The sequence below is a fragment of the Cardiobacterium hominis genome (assembly GCF_900637305.1).
In the GTDB taxonomy this organism is placed as follows: domain Bacteria; phylum Pseudomonadota; class Gammaproteobacteria; order Cardiobacteriales; family Cardiobacteriaceae; genus Cardiobacterium; species Cardiobacterium hominis.
The window spans coordinates 1,808,542-1,825,384 of record NZ_LR134365.1 but is presented as its reverse complement, the minus strand read 5'-3'; the positions used below and the strand labels follow the sequence as shown (position 1 = coordinate 1,825,384).

The window sequence follows — 16,843 nt, the reverse complement described above, 5'->3', positions numbered from 1 at the left end:
CGCGGCTTGGGGTTACCGGTTTCGTCCGGTTCGGCACGGTTTTTTTGGGCATGGGGCGCATGTCGTTATTTCGCGGCGGGAGCGGCTTCCGCAGGCGCGGCGCAATCGGCCGCGGCGATGTCAATTTGCATGATGGGCTGGGCGTGTTCGTCTTGGTAATCGAAGTGAACGCTGCGGATTTTTTTCTTTTGCCATAGGCTTTTGAGCGGTTCCTGCTCGCAGATGTAGGGCTTGATGTTTTGTTGGTAGGCGCCAGTCAGCGCTTCCATGTTATGGCTTGCCTGAAAGGCGGCGGCATCTTCTACGCCTTTGATGACGGCGGTGAAGGTGAAAACGCCTTTATCAAGGGCGACAGTGCGGAAGCTGCTTTCTTTGGTGTCGTAGGGTAGCTGGCTTTGAATGTAAGGCAATGCTTCTTCGGCGGTTTTGAAAACGGGCGGTGGCGCGGGTTCGGCGGGGGCGTCGCCCGGTTTTTCGTCTTTTTGTGCTTCGCCTGCATCGGGCTTGTCTGTTTTTGTCTCTGTTTTCGCCTCGGCAGGTTTGTCTGTCTTGTTGTCTTTTGGCGGTTCGGTTTTGCTGTCGGCGGCGGGTTTTTCGGATTTTTTGTCGCTGTTTTGCTCTGTTTTGTTATCAGTAGCAGGTTTATCTGCTTTTTTGTCGTCTTGGGGCGCGGTGGTTTCGTTGGGGGTGGCGGGTTTGTCGTTTTTCGGTGCAGGCTGGTCGCAGGCTGCGAGGGTGAGGGCGAGGAGCGGCAGGAGGATGTAGTTTGTTTTCATTGGAGGTTTCCGGTGTGGTCAATGCGGGCGTCTATGATACGCGCTCATGCTTTGCGGGGAAACTGCCGCTGCTGCAAAGCGGTCGGATTTGAACGCGATTCGAGCCTTTTATGGCCGCTCGCAGCAAGAAACCGCTCCGAAGGACGGTTTTTTTCGAGGGTTATCCGTGCGGCAGTTTTGCTTGGCGAGATGCGGCGCCTGCCGCCCAGTAGCGGCAGGCTCTGTTGCAGGGGCTCATTGTGCCGCTTGCGGCGCCTTGTTTTGCACGGGCGCGCTGCGGCCGCTGATGCTCATGCGGGTGATGCGCCCGTGTTCGCCGCTGATGCGGATACGGACGCGGGCAGGTTGTGCGTTTTGTTCTTTCATGGTTTTTCTCCGGTTGTTTCGGGTTTTGGTTTGATGCGCAGGAAGGCGCGTTTTTTCGCCCACCGCTTTGGCGATGGGCGGATTTAGGGGTTGTTTACAATTCATTTTAGATGTGGCTGCTACGAGGTTTTGTACGATTTCAGGATATCAAGTTGTAAAAACATATAGTTTTAGCCCTCACCCCAACCCCTCTCTCACTGCGTGAGCTGTTCCAGTCCCAGAGGGAGAGGGGCACGTTCGTCGAATTGTAAACACGTTTAGGAGGCTGACGCGGTTTCGCCGAGCAGGGTCTGGATGATGTGGCCTGCCATCATGATGCCGAACAGGGCGGGCAGGTAGGAGATGGTGCCGTTTACTGCGCGGGCGCGGCCGGGGACGTCGCCGCCGATGGGTTGGTGCGGCAGTGGTTGGCGGCGCGGTTCGTCGCTATAGACGACCGGGTAGCCGAGGTTCGCGCCATGGGCTTTCAGGGTGCGGCGCAGTTCGCGCGCCAGCGGGCAGCCGCTGGTTTGGTTCAGGCTGCGGATGCGCGCGCGGCTGACGTCCAGGCGGTTACCGGCGCCCATCGCCGAGATGACGGCGATGCCGCGCGCCTGTGCGGCGGCTATCAGCGCGGCTTTGCAGGCGATGGAGTCGATGCAGTCGGCGAGCATGTCCGGCGTATAAGCCGCAAGCCATTCGCCCGCGTCGCTGGGGTGGATGAAGCGGTCGCAGACGGTGAGCGCGAGCTCGGGGTTGATGTCCAGCAGGCGCTCGCGCATGACTTCGGTTTTTTTGCGGCCGAGGGTGCTGTGCAGTGCCAGCAGTTGGCGGTTGAGGTTGGACGGCGAGACGGTGTCGTGGTCGAGGATAATCATCTGGCCGACGCCGGCGCGGGCGACGGCTTCGGCGCAGTAGCCGCCGACACCGCCGAGGCCGGCGATGAGGACGGTTTTGTGGCGCAGGCGGTCGAGGCCGTCGTCGCCGATGAGGATTTGGCTGCGGGCGTGGGCTGTGGGCATGTTCGGGTTACCAGTTGAAGAAGGTGTTGGCGTTGTTTTCGCTTTGTGCGCTGATGGTGGCGGGGGTTTCGCCGCGCAGGCGGGCAAGGTGGGCGGCGACGTCGGCGGTGTATGCCGGGCGGTTCGGCGCGCCCTGTCTGCCGCAGAGCGGTTGGTCGGGGGCGTCGGTTTCGAGCAGGTAACGCCCGGCGGGGACGGTCGCCAGTTGGCGTTGCAGGCGCGCGGCACGCGGGTAGGTCGAGGTGCCGCCGATGCCGATGTAGCCACCTTGCGCGAAGATGCGCGCCAGTTGTACGTCCGAGCCGGTGAAGCTGTGGATGACAAAGCGCGGATTGCCGCCGCGTTGCAGGAGGTGCAGCACGGCATCCAGCGATTTGCGCGCGTGCAGCATCAGCGGCAGGCGGTGGCGGCGGGCGATGTCGATTTGGGCGGCGAAGGTGGCACGTTGTGCGGCGCTGTCGCCGTTTTGGAAATCGAGGCCGCATTCACCAATGGCCACGCTCGGCTGCGTCCGGATTTGGTTTTCCAGCGCGTGCAGGTCGTCGTCCTGGTGCGCGTTTTGGTAGAGCGGGTGCAGGCCGTAGCTGGCGTAAACGCCGGGCAAGGCGGCGCAACGGGCGACGTCCGCCCAGTGCGCGCGCGTGGTCGCGGCGATGACGATGCGGGCGACGCCAGCAGCTGCGGCTTCGGCGGTAACTGCTGCCGGGTCGGCAAACCAGTCGAGGTGGCAATGGCTGTCGGTGTAGGTGAGGGTCATGGGACTTTGGCTGCGGCACAACGCGAAAAACGCGGCATTGCCGCGTTTTTATCGCCAGAGCGAGGGTTATTGCAGTGCGCTGACGCCCTGGCTTTCCAGGGTGTTGGCGTCTTCGGTGCGCCCCATCGCGCGCAAGGATTCGACGAGGCGGCTGAGTGCTGCCTGGGCGCGGTCGCCGTTCGGTTGTGCCTTGAGGTAGGCGCCGAGGTAGCGGCTCGCCATGTCGTAGTTGCGCTGCATGTAGTAGGCGTCGCCCAGCCAGTATTGGGCCTGCGCCGCTTCAGGGCCGCTGGCACCGCTGTTCAGGTATTGTTCGAAGGTGCCGATGGCGCCGTTGAGGTTGCCGGCGCGGTATTGGGCCAGGCCTTCTTCGAAACCGCTACCGCTTTCGCCGCCGCTTTGTGCGGCAGGCGCGGCGTCGCCACGGCGCGGGGTGATGACGGCAGAGACACCGCTCGGCATGCGCGCGCCTTTGCCGACTTCTTCGAGGCGGGTTTGTAGCGCAACTTGGTCGGCTTCGACTTTTTTCAGGCGGGCGCTCAGGTCATTGACCTGGCGCTGCGTCGCGGCGTATTGCTCCGGGTCAATAGTGGCGCAGCCGCTTGCCAGCAAGGCGAAGGCGATGAGCGTGAGGGTTTGGCGCTTCATGGGGGCTCCTTAGTAAACGATAACGGCGCGGCGGTTCTTCGCGTAGTCTTCTTCGCTGGAACCGAAAGCGGCGGGACGTTCTTCGCCGTAGCTCAAGACGCGCATTTGTTGCGGCGAGATGCCGGCGGCGACGAAGCGTTCTTTGACGGAGTAGGCGCGGCGTTCGCCGAGGCCGATGTTGTATTCGCGGGTACCGCGTTCGTCGGTATGCCCTTCCAGCACGACTCTGGTCTGCGGGTGGGCGCGCAGGTATTTGGCGTGTTCGCGGATGACGGCTTCGGAGCGGCTGTCGATGGCGCTGCTGTCGTAGGAGAAGTAGATGATGCGGTCTTTGTCCGCTGATTGCGGGCCGCCGACGACGTTCACGCCGTATTGCGGGTCGTTGTAGTAGTCGCCGGTACCAGCGCCGCCGCGACCAAAGCTGTTGTTGTTGCCGTAGGTGGCGCCGTCGCCGTAGCCGTTGAAGCCGCCGTCCTGACCGGGGGCTGCGCCCTCGCCTTCTTCGAGGCCGTAAGGGCTGGAGCAGCCGAATGCCAGGATGCTGAAAAGGATAAGTCCAAGAGCTTGTTTACGTTTCATAGGGTATTTGTTCCTTTCTATTTTTGTTCGTTAGGGGTGTGAGTTCAGGGTTGCGGGCGGGTGTCCGGGCCCCAGGCCGGATCGCGCAGGCGGCCGTTGCTGTCGGAGAGGGTCTGGGCGACGCCGCCTTTGCTGTTGATGACTTTCAGCACGGATCTGCCGCCTTCTTTGGTGGCGTAGATGATGAGTTGGCCGTTCGGAGCAAAGCTCGCGCCTTCGTCGAGGCGGCCGCTGGTGAGCGCATCGAAGCGTTTGCTGGCGAGATCGTAGGTGCCGATTTGGTAGCCGCCGCCGCTTTGGCGGGTGAGGACGAGTGAGCTGCCGTCCGGCGAGAGGTCGCTGTTGGCGCTGTATCCGCTGCCGGAGACGACGCGCTCGGCGCCACCGCCATTGCGGCTCATGCGGTAGATTTGCGGGCTGCCGGAGCGGTCGGAGGTGAAGTAGATGTAGTTGCCGTCCGGCGAGAAGGCCGGTTCGGTGTCAATCGCCGCGTGGTCGGTAAGGCGGCTTTTGGCACCGCTGGCGAGGTTTAGCAGATAGATGTCCGGGTTGTTGTTTTCGGACTGGACGAAGGCGAGGTAGTTGCCATCGGGCGAGAAGGCCGGGGCACTGCTGATGCCGTCACCTTGGGCAACGACGCGGCTGCCGCCACCGATGTTCTGGATGACGACTTGTGCGTGGTGGTTGGCGTAGGTGACGAAGGCGACTGCCTGGCCGTTCGGCGCCCAGGAGGGCGAGAGGATGGGCTCGTTGGAGCTGTAGATTTCGCGGCGGTTGGCGCCATCGACGTCGGAGACGAGCAGCGAGTAGCGGCGCGCGCCTTTGGCACCGCCCTGTTCGAGGACGTAGGCAAGTTGGGTGCCGAAGACGCCGCGTTTGCCGGTGAGGCGGTAGAGAATCCAGTCGGCTGCCTGGTGCGCCAGTTGGCGGGCGTCCGCATCGTGCAGGTTTTCGTTGGCGAGCTGGGAAGCGCTGTTGACGTCGTTCAGGACGAATTGGCCGGCGTTACCGCCCTGCATCATGCCCATAACGACGTAGTCGGCGCCCGCCTGTTTCCATGCGGGATATTGGAGGGCGGCGGGTGATGCGGGGTTTTCCGGGAAGGATTTGGGGTCAAGCGGCTGGAACAGTCCGGTTTTGTGCAGGTCGCTGGCGATGATGTAGTCCATCTTCACGCCCGGGTCGCCCTGTACCGGCAGGATGGCGATCGGTCGTGCCGCCACTTGTGCACCGGAGACGTTTACTTCTACCTGTGCGTGTGCCGCCGTCCACGGCAGCAGGAGGCAAAGGCCAAGCACTTTCCATTTTTGGTTTGTTTTCATGTGGGTTCACCTTTTGGTTGTTAATGCGAGGAGCGCGGCATTTTAGCAGTTTTGCCGCAGGGTTGCGGGTGTTTCCGCCAGAATGTCGCGCGGGAACAGGGTCATGGGTCAAATTTGGTAATGATGCCGTCTGAGACGAGTGCATCGACTGCGCCGGGGTGTTTGGGCATGGGCAACGGCGAGGCGTCGTGGACGGCACGCAGTGCGGCGTCGTCAAACAGTTTGTAGCCGCTGCCTTGTTTGATGCTGGCCTTGACGACGTTGCCGCTGCGGTCGAGTTTGACGAAGATTTTGACGGAGAGGTTTTCCGGGATGTTCGGCGGCAGACGCCAGAATTTTTTCATGCGGGCGCCCAAGGTATTGACGCCAAAGTCTTTGAGTGCGGCAACGGCTTCGGCGCTTTCTTTGCCGGCGGCTTTTTCGGCATCGCTGTCAAGTTCTGCGGCCATCTGTGCTGCAAAAGCTTTTCTATCAGCGTCGGCTCTTTTTTTATCCGCCTCTGCTTTGGCTTTGGCGGCGGCGGCATCGGCTTTGGCTTTCGCCTCTGCCGCTTCTTTTTCGGAACGTGCTTTTTCAGAGGCGGCCTTGGCGGCCGCTTCTTTTTCAGCTTTGGCTTTTGCTGCTTTTTCGGCAGCAGCTTTTTCTGCCGCTTCGGCTTTAGCTTTTACGGCAGCTTCAGCAGCTTCTTTTGCTGCAGCTTCTTTGGCCGCTCTCGCTGCTGCGGCTTTTTCGGCTTTTGCCTTGGCGGCGGCTTCAGCTTTGGCCTTTACTGCTGCTTCCGCAGCTTCTTTGGCTGCGGCTTCTTTCGCCGCTTTCGCCGCTGCTGCTTTTTCGGCTTTTTCGGCGACGGCTTTGGCTTCTTTTTCGGCTTTGGCTTTTGCCGCTTTTTCTGCCTTGGCTTTGGCGGCGGCCTCGGCTTTGGCTGCTGCGGCCTGTTCGGCGGCTTCCTGGGCAGCGATTTCTTTGGCGCGTTTTTCGGCGGCTTTTTTCTCGGCTGCTTTTTCGGCTTTGGCCTTTGCTGCGGCTTCTGCTTTGGCTTTGGCCGCCGCTTCGGCTTTTTCTGCCTTGGCTTTTTCGGCAGCTTCTTGTTTGGCTTTGGCCGCTGCTTCGGCTTTTTCTGCTTTGGCTTTTGCCGCAGCTTCTGCGCGCGCTTTTTCTGCCGCTTCGGCTTTGGCGGCAGCGGCGGCTTCTTTTTCGGCGGCGGCTTTTGCCGCTTTTTCTGCTGCGGCTTTTTTCTCGGCGGCAGCGCGTTGTGCTGCTTCGGTTTTGGCTTTTTCTGTGGCTTCTTGCGCGGCTTTGGCGGCGGCCTCGGCGCGCGCTTTTTCTTCTGCTGCTTTGCGCGCGGCTTCGGCGGCCTGGCGGCGTTTTTCTTCTTCGGCACGGCGGAGGGCGGCTTCTTCGCGCCGTTTTTGTTCTTCGATTTTGCGGATGGCGTCGGCTTGCGCTTTGGCTTGTGCCTGTTGGCGCGCCTCGATTTGGTCCAGGGTGTTTTGCAGGGTCGCGGCGTCAACGATTTGGGTGTTGATGACCGGCTGGATTTGTTCGCTTTTTTGTCCCGGTGGTTTTTCTTTGCTGAGGTCGATGGCGTGCTCGCGGTTCAGGTAGAAGATGAGGGCGAGCAGGAGGATGCCGATGCCGATGCCTGCCGCGCCACCGAGGTTTTCTTCGATGACGACGCGTTTCGGCGGTTGGTATTCGTTCACGGCTTGGCCTCCGCCGTGCCTGTTTCTTCCGGGGGCTGTTCGGTGACGAGGCCGACTTTCGACGCACCGCCTTGTTGCAGGAGGACGATGCCGTCGATGACCTGGTTGTAGTTGGCGGCGGTGTCGCCCTGGACAAGTACGGGCAGGTCAGGGTGCACAGTCGTTTCCCGGTTGACGATATCGACGATTTCTTCGGGCTGGAGGGCGCGGCTGCTATCGTTGCGGTTCAGGTAGTAGTTGCCCTGGGCATCTACGGTGAGTACCAGTGGCATGAGGTCGTTGCCCGCGTCTTCCGGCATGTCGAGGACTTCGGCGCTGCTGTCGGGCAGGTCGATTTCGATGGATTGTTGGTGGATGAGCGGGGCGGCGATCATGAAGATGACGAGCAGGACGAGCATGACGTCGATGTAGGGCACGACGTTCATCTCGGCTTTGAGTTTGTGTCGGCGGCGACGGATCATGCGGGTTTTCTCGGCTGGGCTTGTTGCTGGCGGCGTTGGTAGTCGCGGGCGAGGATGATTTGTCGTTGCAGGAGGTTGGAGAATTCTTCGATGAAGGCGTCGTACTCAACGGTGAGGCTTTCGGAGTGGGCGACGAAGTAGTTGTACGACAGCACGGACGGTATCGCCGCGAGCAGGCCGATGGCGGTGGCAATCAGCGCTTCGGCGATGCCCGGCGCGACGCTGGAGATGCTGGCGCTTTGTGCGCCGCCGATGGCGATGAAGGAGTTCATGATGCCGTACACGGTGCCGAGCAGGCCGATGTAGGGCGCGGAGGAACCGATGGTGGCGAGCAGGTTCAGGCCGCGTTCCTGGCGCGAGCTTTCGCGGTTGAGTGCGGCGGTCATGGCGCGGCGGCAGTTGTGGACGATGACGTCCGGGTTGTCGAGGCTGTTGCCCTGGAATTGCATGAATTCGCGGAAGCCGTCGGTGAAGACGCGCTCTATGCTTTCCGGATGGCGTTTTTCGTAACCGGCGTAGAGGACTTCAAGGTCGTTGCCCGACCAGAAGGTGCGGTCGAATTGTTTGATTTTGTGGCGCAGTCGCAGGAACTGGACGTATTTTTTGCCGGTGATAAAGAGGGTGGTGAGGAACATCATGAAGAGGATGAGCATGATGACTTTGACCGGGATGCTGGCGTCGCCGATGAGGCGCGATACGGACAGTCCGGTTTCTGCGGTCGGTTGCAAGGTCAGTCTCCTTTGTGTTTGCGGGGTTGCGGTAGTGTAACGTTGGCGCGTCCGGGCAAGGTTACGGTTTGGGCATTTCGATGCCGAGATGCGCGTAGGCGCGAGCCGTAGCGACGCGGCCGCGCGGGGTGCGTTGCAGGTAGCCCTGCTGGATGAGGTAGGGTTCGACGACGTCTTCGAGGGTGCCGCGTTCTTCGCCAACGCTGGCAGCCAGGGTATCGAGGCCGACCGGCCCGCCGCCGAAGTGTTCGATGATGATGTGGAGCAGGCGGCGGTCGAGGTTGTCAAAGCCGCAGTGGTCGATGGCGAGCAGTTCAAGTGCTTCATCGGCGATGGCGCGGGTGATGATGCCGCTGCCGCGCACGTCGGCGTAGTCGCGCACGCGGCGCAGGAGGCGGTTGGCGATGCGCGGCGTGCCGCGCGCGCGTTTGCCGATTTCGATTGCGCCGTCGCGTTCCATCTGCACGCCGAGCAGTTCGCCCACGCGCAGGACGACGGCGGTCAGCTCGCTTTCGCTGTAGAACTGTAAATGTTGGCTGATGCCGAAGCGGTCACGCAGCGGTGCGCTCAAGAGGCCGCTGCGCGTGGTCGCGCCAACGAGGGTGAAGGGCTTGATGGGCAGGATGATGGAGCGCGCGGCCGGGCCTTCGCCGATCATGATGTCGATGCGGTAGTCTTCCATCGCCGAATACAGCACTTCTTCCACGGCGGGCGAGAGGCGATGGATTTCGTCAATAAAGAGGACGTCATGCGCCTCCAAATTGGTCAGCATCGCTGCGAGGTCGCCGCCTTTGTCGAGGATGGGGCCGGAGGTCTGGCGCAGGTTCACCCCCAGCTCGGCGGCGATGATGTTCGCCATCGTGGTTTTGCCCAGCCCCGGCGGGCCAAAGAGCAGGACGTGATCCAGTGCTTCCTGCCGCGCGAGCGCTGCCTGGATGAAGATTTCCATCTGCGCTTTCAGCGCGCTTTGTCCGATGTATTCGGCGAGGCGTTTCGGGCGCACGGCGCGCTCAACGGCTTGTTCGTCGTTGCCGAGGCTGTTGCCGTGAATGAGGCGGTCGGATTCGATCATGTTTTGAATTTGAGTTGCAGGGCGCGACGGATAAGGGTGTCGGTGTCGGCGTCATCATCGCCGACGCGCTCGATGAGTTGCGCCGCTTCTGCCGGTTTGTAGCCCAGCGCGACCAGCGCTTCTTCGGCGTCCAGCCGCGCGGAAGCCGGGCGCAGGATACTGCCCTGCCCTGCCCCGCCCGCGGTGGGCAATCTGCCGACGCGGTCATTTAATTCCACCAAAAGGCGCTCGGCGGTTTTCTTGCCGACGCCGGGCAGTTTTACCAGCGCGGCGCTGTCTTGCGCGCGCACGGTCTGCGCTAGCATTTCCACGTCGAAACCGGAGAGGATGAGCAGGGCGATTTTTGGGCCGATACCGCTGACGCGGATGAGTTCGCGGAACCAGCTGCGCTGTTCCAGGGTGTGAAAACCGTAGAGGTAATGGCCGTCGTCGCGCACCGCATGATGGACAAACAGCGCCGCTTCCTGCCCCTCATGCACGCGCTCCAGCACGGACAGCGGCACCGCCAGTTCGTAGCCGACGCCGCCGGTTTCAAGGATGATTTGCCCGGCCTGTTTGACCAGCACCGTGCCGCGCAGATAGGCGATCATTTATTGCTCCCAGGCGGTGGCAAGCCCCGCCAGTTGTTGCCGTCTTTGCGTTTGCAGGTGGTGCGCGTGGGTCAGCGCGACGGCGAGCGCGTCGGCGGCGTCGCTTTGGATGACGCCGCTGCGGTTCAAGAGAATTTTCACCATGTGTTGCACCTGCGTTTTTTCCGCGCCGCCCTTGCCGACCACCGCCTGCTTGATGCTTTTCGCCGCATATTCGGCGACGGGCAACTGCGCCAGCACCGCCGCGCAAATGGCGACGCCGCGCGCCTGCCCCAGTTTCAGCGCCGACGCCGGGTTTTTGTGGACGAAGATGGCCTCTATCGCGAACTCCTGTGGGCGGTAGCTGCGAATCAGCTCGGTGATGCCCTGGTGAATCATCATCAGGCGCAGCGGCATTTCTTCGTCGGCGAGGCGGATGCAGCCGCTATCGACGTAGCGCACTTCCTGCCCGAGGACATCAATAATGCCGTAGCCGGTCACGCGCGAGCCGGGGTCAATGGCAAGCACACGGCGGGAAAGCGCCATCGTATCAGCCGGCGAAATCTTCCGGGAAATCAGCGTTGGTATAGACGCTCTGCACGTCGTCCAGCTCCTCCAGCCGCTCAATCAGGCGCATCACCTTGTCGGCATCATCGGCGGAGACGGGCGAGAGATTGTCGGCGCGCATCGTTACCTCGCTCTCGTCCGGAGTGAATCCGGCGGCGACCAGCGCGTCGTAAACGGCGGCGTAATCTTCCGGCGCGGTCAGTACCTCGGCGCCGTTCTCGTCAATTTCCAAATCGGCGGCGCCTGCATCGAGCGCGACTTCCATAAAGGCATCTTCATTGGCGACTTTTTCAAAGAACAGCACGCCGCGCTCGGTGAACTGAAACGCGACCGAGCCGGAGGTGCCGAGGTTGCCGCCCGCTTTCGTGAACGCATGGCGCACCTCGCCGACAGTGCGGTTTTTATTGTCGGTGAGACAATCCACCATCACCGCGACCCCGCCCGGGCCGTAGCCCTCGTAGCGGATTTCCTCCATCTGCGCGCCTTCCAGCTCGCCCGCGCCGCGCTTGATGGCGCGCTCCATCGTGTCCTTGGTCATGTTTTCCGCCTGCGCCTTGGCAATGGCGAGACGCAGCCGCGGGTTGCTGCTGGCATCCGAGCCGCCGTGGCGCGCGGCAATCGTCAGCTCGCGGATCAGGCGGGTGAACACCTTGCCGCGCTTGGCGTCTTCCTTTGCTTTCTTGTGTTTGATATTTGCCCATTTACTGTGACCGGCCATAGATTCCTCTTGAATTGATTGACTTACGAAAAGGCGCGCATTCTATTACGCCCCCCGCCTGAATGCCAGACGCATGGCGCCCCATTCCGAAAGCCCAATCCCCGCCGCGACCAACGCCAGCGCGACCAACACATAACCGCCCAAACGCTCATCGGCAAACACCGCGACGCCAACCAGCGCGCCGAACACCGGTAGCAGGTTCATCGTCAGCGCCGCGCGGCTCGCCCCTGCTCACCAGCCACAGCACGCCGACAAACGACAGCGCCCCCCCAGCCATTGCAGCGGATGCGCCCGCCCGCGCAAAAAACCTACATCCACCAACAACACCGCGAGCGGAATCAGCGCGGTAATCATCGACACATTGACCACACTCGCGCCACGGGCAAAAGCGCCATACAGCACCACATTGAACAGCGCAAAACCGCTGCCGCCGACGACGAACAGCCACCCCGCCCGCGCCTTCAACTGTGGCCAGTCGGCGCGAATCTGGCGGCGGAACAGCAACGAAAGCAGCGCCGTTGCCAACAGCCAGCGCCAAAACGTGAACGCATACGGCGACAACCACGCCTTGCCGAGCTTGCCGGTAACATTGCTGGTCGCCCAAAAAAGCGGCGCGAGAAAAAGCATCACATAAGGATGCGGCAGACCGTTGGCTTGGAGAAATTTCGTGGGATTAGGAAAAAATAACGGATGTGCGGTGCGAGAGTTTAGCGTATTGCACGCCAAACGGCGCGCCGCATGCCGTTTTATCGTGGCGTCATCGCAGTTTTTTCCCTATCCTTGCGCTTTTCACATCACTCGGAGCCCCCATGAGCCAAACCCCAAAACGCAGCGGCTGGTACACCTTCTTCTTCATTCTCGGTCTGCTCGCCTTGCTGGCGGGCAGTTTTTACGGCGCTATCCTGCTGCTCTTTATCGGCATCCCCATGTGGGCAGTATTCGGACTTCCTGTGCTGATCGGCGGTTACATCACCTTATGGGTACGCGGTTACAAACACCCGCTGTTTGGCCGCAAAACGTGCCTGGCATGGCTCGCCATCCTGTCCGGCGCGGGCGTCGCCGTGCTGTATCCGCTTGGCCACGAGCTTTACCGCGAATACCTGAGCAGCATCAGCGTCCCCGCCGAAATCAACCAATGGCAATACAACCCGCAGGACGCCGACAACAAACTCGCCAAACTCGACGTCCCCGCCACGCTCACCCTGCAAGCGCCCTACCCGAAGCTGGACGGCTCGACCGCGCTTTACCCCATCTATGCCGCCTTCGCCCAAGCCACCTACCCGCTCAAAGCGGGCGAATACTATTCTGACTATGTGAACTTGAGCAAAACCGGCGAGGCCTACGAGCGGCTGTTCGCCGGACAAGTGGACATCATCTTCGTCCCGGCGCCCTCCAAAGCGCATCAGGCAAAAGCCCAAGAACTGGGCATCGAGCTGCATCTCACGCCGATTGGCAAAGAAGCCTTCGTCTTCTTCGTGAACGCCCAAAACCCAGTGGACGGCCTCAGCGTCGCGCAAATCCGGCAAATCTACTCCGGCAGCCTCACCAACTGGCGCGAAGTCGGCGGACACGACCAGCGCATCCGCGCCTTCCAGCGCCCGGAAAACTCCGGCTCACAAACCGCCCTGCAAAAAATCATGGGCGACACACCGCTGCAAGCCGCACCGCGCGAAGACGTCGCGGGCGACATGGGCGGCATCATCGACCGCGTCTCCGACTACTACAACTTCAGCGACGCCATCGGCTACTCCTTCCTCTTCTACAGCACGCAGATGACCGCAAAAAAAGAAATCAAACTGCTGCAAATCGACGGCATCGCCCCCAACCACGCCAACATCCGCGCGGGCAACTACCCCTTCACCAACGACTTCTACGCCGTCACCGTCATCGGCCGGGAAAACGACAACGTACGCAAACTGCTCGCCTGGGTACAATCGCCGCAGGGGCAGGAGCTGGTGCAAAAAACCGGCTACATACCGTTCACCGAACCCGCAACCAACCCTTAAAAAGAGCCAACCATGACCCTCAAACAAACCCTCACCGCCCTCTGCCTTGCCGCCGGATTACTTGGCGCGGCGCAGGCAGAAACCGTGCTGTGCTACAGCGACCACGAGCCCTACGGCAACATGCGCACCCGCTTCATCAACGACGTCTTCTTCAAAAACATCGAAAGCGAAAGCCAGGGGCGCATCAAAATCGAGCCGCATTGGGGCGGCAGCATCGCCAAAGCACACGACGAACTGCAAGCCATCGCCGACCACAAAACCGACCTCATCGTCGCCGTCCCCGAATACAGCCTGCAACAACTGCCGCTGCACCAACTGTTCAAAGGCTTCATGACAGGCCCCAGCGGCGACGCCCAAGTGCAAACCCTGCGCCGCATCTACGCCGACATCCCCGAACTCACCGCCGAATACCAGAAAAACGGCGTAACCCCGCTGCTGATTGCCACCGGCTACCCCGTCGCCTTCTTCAGCGTCAAACCGCTGCAAAGCCTGGACGACATCAAAGGCCAGACCTGGCGCACCGCCAGCTTCTGGTACCGCGAATTCCTGAAAAACGCGGGTGCAACCCCGACCAACAGCCGCTGGGGCGAAGAAACCTACGCCAAACTGAAGAACGGCGAAATCCACGGCCTGATGGTCAATATCGACAGCGCCATCGACATCAAAGCCTACGAACACGCGCCCTACGCGCTGGTCTCGCGCGACTTTTGGCTGGGACACATCTACCCGGTGGTCATCAGCAACCCAAAATGGGCGAGCCTAAGCGAAGAAGACAAAGCCGCCATTGCCCGCGCCGCCGACAAATCCTATGCCGAGCTGGGCAAAATCATGGACGAAAACTACGCGCAAATCCTCAAAACCGCGCAAGAAAAAGGCGTAACCCTGCGCGAACTGAGCGCGGCAGAAGTTGCTGCCTGGGCAAAAGCGAGCGACTATCGCGCCATGCTTGACAGATGGGCGGAAGAACAAGAAAAAACGGCACCGCCAACGTAAAAGCGGTGCTGGAAAGACTGAAAGGCTATCTGTTGCCCTAACCCAACCTGCAACTACTCCTGCCCCAATTGTCTCAGTAGCGGTTGTAAATCCGCTTCGCGGCGCGTGCGGCGCAGACGGTCGTATAGTATCAACGCCTGCAATTCGCCTGCCGCGCGCTGGAAGTCTTCGTTGACAATAACAAATTCAAACGCCCGGTAATGGCTGATTTGTTCTTCCGCTTCCGCCATGCGTTGCGCGACGATGTCCGGATTGTCCTGGCCGCGCGCGGTCAGGCGTTCGCGCAGCGCTTCCAGCGATGGCGGCAGGAGAAACACGGAGCGCGTATCCGGCCGTCGCGCCATGACTTGCTGCGCGCCTTGCCAGTCAATGCTCAAGATAACGTCCTTGCCCGCCGCCAAGAGCGCATCAACGGATGCCGCCGCCGTGCCGTAGGCGTTATGGAAGACCTGCGCGTATTCAAGGAAGCCATCGGCGTCAATCATCGCCTGGAACTGCGCCGGTTCGACGAAGTAGTAATGCACGCCTTCGACTTCGCCCGGTCTTGCGGCGCGCGTGGTGTGCGACACGCTTTCGACGACGTTATCCAGCGTCCGCACCGCTTCGGCGATGAGGCTGGTCTTACCGCCTCCGGACGGCGCCGCAACAATCCACAATTGACCCTGCATGATGAACTCCTGACGTTTGATAGATGGCGCGCATTTTTCCGCTGGCGCCGCAGGCGGCTTAATCAAAAACCGCCGAAGGGTTTCTTCGGCGGTCGGTGGTGAATTCCGGGATTATCCTTTCAGCGCGGCAGCGCGGTCGGTTTTTTCCCAGGTAAAGTCCGGCAGTTCGCGGCCAAAGTGGCCGTAAGCGGCGGTTTGGCGGTAAATCGGGCGGATGAGGTCAAGCATTTCGATAATGCCGTAAGGGGTGAGGTCAAACACCGCCCGCACGCGCTTGACGATTTCCTCGTCGGCAATGGTGCCGGTGCCGAAGGTATTGACCATGACCGAAGTCGGCTCAGCGACGCCAATGGCGTAAGACACCTGGATTTCGCAACGTTTGGCAAGACCGGCGGCGACGATGTTTTTCGCCACATAACGCCCGGCGTAAGCAGCGCTGCGATCCACTTTGGACGGATCCTTGCCGGAGAACGCGCCGCCGCCGTGGTGCGCCGAACCGCCGTAGGTATCGACGATGATTTTGCGCCCGGTGAGGCCGCAGTCGCCTACCGGACCGCCGATGACGAATTTGCCGGTGGGGTTGATGTGGAATTTGGTTTTGCTGTCCAGCCACTCGGCGGGCAGGACTTTGTCGATAATCAGCTCGCGTACCGCTTCTTGCAGGTCTTTCAGCGAGATGTCCGGGTCGTGCTGGGTGGAGAGGACGACGGCGTCAATGCCGGTGATTTTGTCGTCTTCATAGCGGAAGGTGACTTGTGATTTCGCGTCCGGACGCAGCCACGGCAGCACGCCATCGCGGCGCACTTGCGCCTGCCGCTCGACGAGGCGGTGTGCGTACATGATAGGCGCTGGCATCAGCGTCGGCGTTTCGTCGCAGGCGTAGCCGAACATCAGTCCCTGGTCGCCTGCCCCCTGTTTGCGTTTTTCTTCGCGGTCAACGCCTTGCGCGATGTCGGAAGACTGCTTGCCGATGGCGTTGAAGACGCCGCAGGTGGAGCCGTCAAAACCAATGTCGGAGCTGTTGTAGCCGATATCGACCACGGTCTTGCGCACCAGATCTTCCAGATCGACCCAGGCGGAGGTTGTCACCTCGCCGGCGAGGACGACCATGCCGGTTTTAATCAGCGTTTCGCAGGCGACGCGCGCGTGTTTGTCCTGGGCGATGATGGCGTCCAAGACTGCATCGGAAATCTGGTCGGCGATTTTGTCAGGATGCCCTTCGGATACCGATTCGGATGTAAATAGATAGTGGCTCATGCCGTTCTCCTTGCAATATGTTGATGGAAGCGCCGCCGCGTTCAACCCCTACGCGAAAGCGGCGGCTATCCTACCAAAAAACGCGCTTACTGTGCCGCCGGATTTGCCGCAGGCGGTACGGTCTGCGCGATCAAATCGAGAAATACTAGCGGCTCCTCGCCTGCGTTTTTCAGCGCATGACTTTGCCCCGGCCGGGCAATGGTGATATCGCCCGCTTTGACTTCCGTTTCTTTGCCGTTGCTATCGGTAAAAATGCCCTGGCCGGAAATGATGATATAGACGTCTTCATTATTGTCGTGCTTATGTAAGCCAATCGACGCCCCCGGAGGTAATGTCAGCCAGCCGATTTCACGAAAAGCATCTTTTTCATTCGTCTGTTTGCGCGTATAAGCGAATTGGCCGAGCAATGCGCCCTCCCCGCCTGCGGCCTTTTCCCGATCCCAGGTGGCAAGTTCTGCTTTCGGATAAACCTGAATGGAACGATCCAATTCCGCGCCGCGAAAGACTTGTTCAATTTTCTGCTGATACTGCGCGTCATTCGCCGTTGGCGTGGCAGATTGCGCTTGCGCGGTAGTCATTGCCAATAATGCCATAGTTAAAAAAAGGATTTTCATAAAAGCCTCCTTAAATAAAAAATCCCCGCCAATGCGGG

Annotated in this window: 21 protein-coding genes; 2 read left to right on the top strand and 19 right to left on the bottom strand. The window is 60.9% G+C overall.

All coding sequences use genetic code 11. From position 1 onward, the window contains the following. Positions 1 to 65: 65 nt before the first annotated feature. The 16 genes from EL199_RS08930 to EL199_RS08865 all read right to left on the bottom strand — a co-directional run bounded on the left by EL199_RS08930 (position 66) and on the right by EL199_RS08865 (position 11,894). Positions 66 to 776: a hypothetical protein gene (locus tag EL199_RS08930; RefSeq protein WP_004142170.1), complete on the bottom strand. Its 711-nt coding sequence runs from the start codon at positions 774 to 776 to the stop codon at positions 66 to 68. Positions 777 to 1,010: 234 nt separating this feature from the next. Next, positions 1,011 to 1,142, bottom strand: a complete 132-nt coding sequence (locus EL199_RS13535) for a hypothetical protein (RefSeq protein WP_004142171.1) — start codon at positions 1,140 to 1,142, stop codon at positions 1,011 to 1,013. 257 nt (positions 1,143 to 1,399) lie between these two features. Beyond that, positions 1,400 to 2,143 carry a tRNA threonylcarbamoyladenosine dehydratase gene (locus tag EL199_RS08925; RefSeq protein ID WP_004142172.1) on the bottom strand — a complete coding sequence of 248 codons (744 nt, stop codon included), beginning with the start codon at positions 2,141 to 2,143 and terminating at the stop codon, positions 1,400 to 1,402. 7 nt (positions 2,144 to 2,150) lie between these two features. After that, positions 2,151 to 2,900, bottom strand: a complete 750-nt coding sequence (locus EL199_RS08920; protein ID WP_004142173.1) for a TatD family hydrolase — start codon at positions 2,898 to 2,900, stop codon at positions 2,151 to 2,153. 66 nt (positions 2,901 to 2,966) lie between these two features. Next, positions 2,967 to 3,548 carry a tetratricopeptide repeat protein gene (locus EL199_RS08915; protein ID WP_004142174.1) on the bottom strand — a complete coding sequence of 194 codons (582 nt, stop codon included), beginning with the start codon at positions 3,546 to 3,548 and terminating at the stop codon, positions 2,967 to 2,969. Between the two features lie 9 nt (positions 3,549 to 3,557). Continuing rightward, positions 3,558 to 4,127: a peptidoglycan-associated lipoprotein Pal gene (gene pal, locus EL199_RS08910; protein ID WP_004142175.1), complete on the bottom strand. Its 570-nt coding sequence runs from the start codon at positions 4,125 to 4,127 to the stop codon at positions 3,558 to 3,560. 44 nt (positions 4,128 to 4,171) lie between these two features. Continuing rightward, positions 4,172 to 5,449, bottom strand: a complete 1,278-nt coding sequence (tolB, locus tag EL199_RS08905) for a Tol-Pal system beta propeller repeat protein TolB (protein WP_004142177.1) — start codon at positions 5,447 to 5,449, stop codon at positions 4,172 to 4,174. 101 nt (positions 5,450 to 5,550) lie between these two features. After that, the gene (tolA, locus tag EL199_RS08900; RefSeq protein WP_004142179.1) at positions 5,551 to 7,152 is read right to left on the bottom strand and encodes a cell envelope integrity protein TolA; all 1,602 of its coding nucleotides are present in this window, start codon (positions 7,150 to 7,152) and stop codon (positions 5,551 to 5,553) included. Then, entirely contained in the window at positions 7,149 to 7,613 is a 465-nt protein-coding gene (locus tag EL199_RS08895; RefSeq protein WP_004142181.1) for an ExbD/TolR family protein, read from the bottom strand. The genes tolA and EL199_RS08895 overlap by 4 nt, the downstream gene beginning before the upstream one ends. Beyond that, positions 7,610 to 8,341 (bottom strand): protein TolQ, encoded by a 732-nt coding sequence (gene tolQ / locus EL199_RS08890; RefSeq protein ID WP_004142182.1) that lies wholly within the window; start codon positions 8,339 to 8,341, stop codon positions 7,610 to 7,612. Before tolQ ends, EL199_RS08895 begins: the two co-directional genes overlap by 4 nt. A gap of 61 nt (positions 8,342 to 8,402) precedes the next feature. Further along, positions 8,403 to 9,413 carry a Holliday junction branch migration DNA helicase RuvB gene (gene ruvB, locus EL199_RS08885; RefSeq protein ID WP_004142184.1) on the bottom strand — a complete coding sequence of 337 codons (1,011 nt, stop codon included), beginning with the start codon at positions 9,411 to 9,413 and terminating at the stop codon, positions 8,403 to 8,405. Continuing rightward, positions 9,410 to 10,003 carry a Holliday junction branch migration protein RuvA gene (ruvA, locus tag EL199_RS08880; RefSeq protein ID WP_004142185.1) on the bottom strand — a complete coding sequence of 198 codons (594 nt, stop codon included), beginning with the start codon at positions 10,001 to 10,003 and terminating at the stop codon, positions 9,410 to 9,412. Before ruvA ends, ruvB begins: the two co-directional genes overlap by 4 nt. Continuing rightward, the gene (gene ruvC / locus EL199_RS08875) at positions 10,004 to 10,528 is read right to left on the bottom strand and encodes a crossover junction endodeoxyribonuclease RuvC (RefSeq protein WP_004142186.1); all 525 of its coding nucleotides are present in this window, start codon (positions 10,526 to 10,528) and stop codon (positions 10,004 to 10,006) included. It lies immediately after the preceding gene. Between the two features lie 4 nt (positions 10,529 to 10,532). Beyond that, the gene (locus tag EL199_RS08870) at positions 10,533 to 11,267 is read right to left on the bottom strand and encodes a YebC/PmpR family DNA-binding transcriptional regulator (protein ID WP_004142187.1); all 735 of its coding nucleotides are present in this window, start codon (positions 11,265 to 11,267) and stop codon (positions 10,533 to 10,535) included. Positions 11,268 to 11,312: 45 nt separating this feature from the next. Then, on the bottom strand, positions 11,313 to 11,471 hold the full coding sequence (locus EL199_RS13010) for a hypothetical protein (protein ID WP_004142188.1): 159 nt from the start codon (positions 11,469 to 11,471) through the stop codon (positions 11,313 to 11,315). Positions 11,472 to 11,498: 27 nt separating this feature from the next. Next, the gene (locus EL199_RS08865; protein ID WP_004142189.1) at positions 11,499 to 11,894 is read right to left on the bottom strand and encodes a DMT family transporter; all 396 of its coding nucleotides are present in this window, start codon (positions 11,892 to 11,894) and stop codon (positions 11,499 to 11,501) included. A gap of 182 nt (positions 11,895 to 12,076) precedes the next feature. On the opposite strand from EL199_RS08865, the gene EL199_RS08860 reads away from it, so the two are divergent. Then, positions 12,077 to 13,273, top strand: a complete 1,197-nt coding sequence (locus EL199_RS08860) for a PstS family phosphate ABC transporter substrate-binding protein (RefSeq protein ID WP_004142190.1) — start codon at positions 12,077 to 12,079, stop codon at positions 13,271 to 13,273. Between the two features lie 12 nt (positions 13,274 to 13,285). Continuing rightward, positions 13,286 to 14,266, top strand: coding sequence for a TRAP transporter substrate-binding protein DctP (dctP, locus tag EL199_RS08855; RefSeq protein ID WP_004142191.1), 981 nt, complete (start codon positions 13,286 to 13,288; stop codon positions 14,264 to 14,266). Positions 14,267 to 14,319: 53 nt separating this feature from the next. Here dctP and gmk read toward each other — a convergent pair whose 3' ends face one another. From gmk to EL199_RS08840, 3 genes are all read right to left on the bottom strand, one after another. Then, positions 14,320 to 14,934, bottom strand: coding sequence for a guanylate kinase (gmk, locus tag EL199_RS08850; RefSeq protein WP_004142192.1), 615 nt, complete (start codon positions 14,932 to 14,934; stop codon positions 14,320 to 14,322). 111 nt (positions 14,935 to 15,045) lie between these two features. After that, positions 15,046 to 16,191, bottom strand: coding sequence for a methionine adenosyltransferase (gene metK / locus EL199_RS08845; protein WP_004142193.1), 1,146 nt, complete (start codon positions 16,189 to 16,191; stop codon positions 15,046 to 15,048). 86 nt (positions 16,192 to 16,277) lie between these two features. Next, positions 16,278 to 16,805: a cupin domain-containing protein gene (locus EL199_RS08840; RefSeq protein WP_004142195.1), complete on the bottom strand. Its 528-nt coding sequence runs from the start codon at positions 16,803 to 16,805 to the stop codon at positions 16,278 to 16,280. Positions 16,806 to 16,843 lie beyond the last annotated feature (38 nt).

Bases quoted from the DNA above. Each gene is read 5' to 3' on its own strand.
- EL199_RS13010 (WP_004142188.1), bottom strand. From the start codon at position 11,471: ATGAACCTGCTACCGGTGTTCGGCGCGCTGGTTGGCGTCGCGGTGTTT.
- dctP (WP_004142191.1), top strand. From the start codon at position 13,286: ATGACCCTCAAACAAACCCTCACCGCCCTCTGCCTTGCCGCCGGATTA.
- gmk (WP_004142192.1), bottom strand. From the start codon at position 14,934: ATGCAGGGTCAATTGTGGATTGTTGCGGCGCCGTCCGGAGGCGGTAAG.
- EL199_RS08870 (WP_004142187.1), bottom strand. From the start codon at position 11,267: ATGGCCGGTCACAGTAAATGGGCAAATATCAAACACAAGAAAGCAAAG.
- ruvB (WP_004142184.1), bottom strand. From the start codon at position 9,413: ATGATCGAATCCGACCGCCTCATTCACGGCAACAGCCTCGGCAACGAC.
- EL199_RS13535 (WP_004142171.1), bottom strand. From the start codon at position 1,142: ATGAAAGAACAAAACGCACAACCTGCCCGCGTCCGTATCCGCATCAGC.
- EL199_RS08930 (WP_004142170.1), bottom strand. From the start codon at position 776: ATGAAAACAAACTACATCCTCCTGCCGCTCCTCGCCCTCACCCTCGCA.
- EL199_RS08915 (WP_004142174.1), bottom strand. From the start codon at position 3,548: ATGAAGCGCCAAACCCTCACGCTCATCGCCTTCGCCTTGCTGGCAAGC.
- metK (WP_004142193.1), bottom strand. From the start codon at position 16,191: ATGAGCCACTATCTATTTACATCCGAATCGGTATCCGAAGGGCATCCT.
- EL199_RS08840 (WP_004142195.1), bottom strand. From the start codon at position 16,805: ATGAAAATCCTTTTTTTAACTATGGCATTATTGGCAATGACTACCGCG.
- ruvC (WP_004142186.1), bottom strand. From the start codon at position 10,528: ATGGCGCTTTCCCGCCGTGTGCTTGCCATTGACCCCGGCTCGCGCGTG.
- tolB (WP_004142177.1), bottom strand. From the start codon at position 5,449: ATGAAAACAAACCAAAAATGGAAAGTGCTTGGCCTTTGCCTCCTGCTG.
- pal (WP_004142175.1), bottom strand. From the start codon at position 4,127: ATGAAACGTAAACAAGCTCTTGGACTTATCCTTTTCAGCATCCTGGCA.
- EL199_RS08860 (WP_004142190.1), top strand. From the start codon at position 12,077: ATGAGCCAAACCCCAAAACGCAGCGGCTGGTACACCTTCTTCTTCATT.
- EL199_RS08865 (WP_004142189.1), bottom strand. From the start codon at position 11,894: ATGCTTTTTCTCGCGCCGCTTTTTTGGGCGACCAGCAATGTTACCGGC.
- EL199_RS08895 (WP_004142181.1), bottom strand. From the start codon at position 7,613: ATGATCCGTCGCCGCCGACACAAACTCAAAGCCGAGATGAACGTCGTG.
- ruvA (WP_004142185.1), bottom strand. From the start codon at position 10,003: ATGATCGCCTATCTGCGCGGCACGGTGCTGGTCAAACAGGCCGGGCAA.
- EL199_RS08925 (WP_004142172.1), bottom strand. From the start codon at position 2,143: ATGCCCACAGCCCACGCCCGCAGCCAAATCCTCATCGGCGACGACGGC.
- EL199_RS08920 (WP_004142173.1), bottom strand. From the start codon at position 2,900: ATGACCCTCACCTACACCGACAGCCATTGCCACCTCGACTGGTTTGCC.